At 65.6% G+C, this 1,760-nt stretch carries 2 protein-coding genes; both read left to right on the top strand.

Annotated features, from left to right (window positions below):
* Positions 1 to 78 precede the first annotated feature (78 nt).
* Positions 79 to 1,212 (top strand): TIGR03364 family FAD-dependent oxidoreductase, encoded by a 1,134-nt coding sequence (locus BLX41_RS22695; RefSeq protein ID WP_123726692.1) that lies wholly within the window; start codon positions 79 to 81, stop codon positions 1,210 to 1,212.
* Positions 1,212 to 1,760 (top strand): phosphonate degradation HD-domain oxygenase (locus BLX41_RS22690; RefSeq protein ID WP_123726847.1); only part of this gene is annotated, 549 nt, incomplete at its 3' end. The genes BLX41_RS22695 and BLX41_RS22690, both read left to right, overlap by 1 nt.

Genomic DNA, 1,760 nt, shown 5'->3' with positions numbered 1-1,760 from the left:
TTCGCCGGCAGCCGGCTCCTGCCGAGTGTGTAGGAGCCGGCTTGCCGGCGAAGGCGCTCCCCATCCAGGACACCACTCATGACCCATCACAGCGATCTACTGATCGTCGGCGCCGGAATTCTCGGCCTGTCCCACGCCTACGCGGCTGCCAAACGCGGTCTGCGGGTGCGAGTTTTCGAGCGCAGCGCCACGCCCCTGGGGGCTTCGGTGCGCAACTTCGGCCAGGCGCTGGTCACCGGCCAGCCGCCGGGCACCATGCTGGAGCTGGCCCGTGCCAGCCGCGATATCTGGGCCGACTGGCAACAACTGGCAGGCCTGCCACTCAAGCGCAACGGTTCCTACCTGTTCGCCCGCAGCGAAGCCGAAGAGTATTTGCTGGAAGCCTTCTGCGCCGGGCGTGCGCTGGAGCACGGCTACCGCGTCGAGCTGCTTCAGGGCGCGGCGCTGAATGATCTGTACGGCGGTCAATTCCGCCATCACCGGGCGGCGTTGCACGGTCTGGACGATCAGCAACTGTATTCCCGGGAAGCCATCCCGCTGTTGATCGACTATCTGCGCCGCGACCTGGGAGTGCAGTTCCACTTTTCGACCCTGGTGCGTGACATCGAGCCGGGGCAACTGCACAGCACCGCCGGCAGCTTCCACGCGCCACGCATCGTGCTGTGTTCGGGGCACGACTATCAGACCCTGCTGGCCGAGCAGATCGCCGCCTTGCAACCGCAGATCTGCCGCTTGCAGATGCTTCGCGCCCGGCCCCAGGTCAACCTGAACCTGCAACATGCGTTGCTCACCGGGCTCAGCTGCGTGCATTACGGCGCCTTTGCCGATCTTCCGGAAGCGGCCGCCGTGCAGGCGCAGATCCTGCGTGAAGCGCCGCACCTGCATGAGCACGGCATTCACTTGCTGATCAGCCCAACCCCCTATGGTGAGGTGATCATCGGCGATTCCCATGATTACGGCAGCGATCCGTCGCCGTTCAATGCTGAACAGGTGGACCATTGGCTGATCGAGCTGGCCGAGCAGACCCTGGGTTGCAGGGTCCAGGTGGTGGAGCGCTGGCAGGGCGTCTACGGCGCTCGCGGCCCGGCGCCGTTCTCCTTCCTGGAGGCGGTCCCCGGGGTCCATGTGGCCCTGATGCACACCGGGGTCGGCATGAGTGTTGGCCCGGCCATGGCCGAGGGCAATATCGCCCGACTGCTGGAGGACGCGTGATGGAGCGGCGACAGCAGGTGGTCGACGAGGTCTTCGGCCTGTACGAGCGTTTCGGCGACTGCGACTACATTGGCGAGCCGGTGTCGCAGATCGAGCACATGTCCCAGGCCGCGCAGTTGGCCCTGGCGGAAGGGTATGACGACGAAGTGGTGCTGGCGGCGTTCTTCCACGATATCGGGCATATCTGTCAGCAGGATGCCGAGAACATGGGCGGTTTTGGCGTGGTCAGCCATGAGCGCCTGGGGGCGGACTATCTGCGCCGGGTGGGCTTCAGCGAGCGTCTGGCACGGCTGGTGGAATACCACGTCCAGGCCAAGCGTTACCTGACCTTCAAGGAGCCGGGGTATTACCAGCGCCTGAGCGAGGCCAGTCGACGCACCCTGGCGTATCAGGGCGGGGTGATGAGCGCGGCAGAGGCGGCGGCCTTCGAGCTCGACCCGCTGTGTGCGGTGAGTTTGCGCATGCGCCACTGGGACGAGCAGGCCAAGGAGATGTGGGTGCCGGTGATGGACCTGCAGATCCTCAAGGACAAGGCCTTGGCGGTGTTG

Origin of the sequence: Pseudomonas protegens (assembly GCF_003732485.1) — a bacterium.
GTDB lineage: Bacteria > Pseudomonadota > Gammaproteobacteria > Pseudomonadales > Pseudomonadaceae > Aquipseudomonas > Aquipseudomonas protegens_B.
This window is presented reverse-complemented; position numbering and strand designations above follow the sequence as displayed.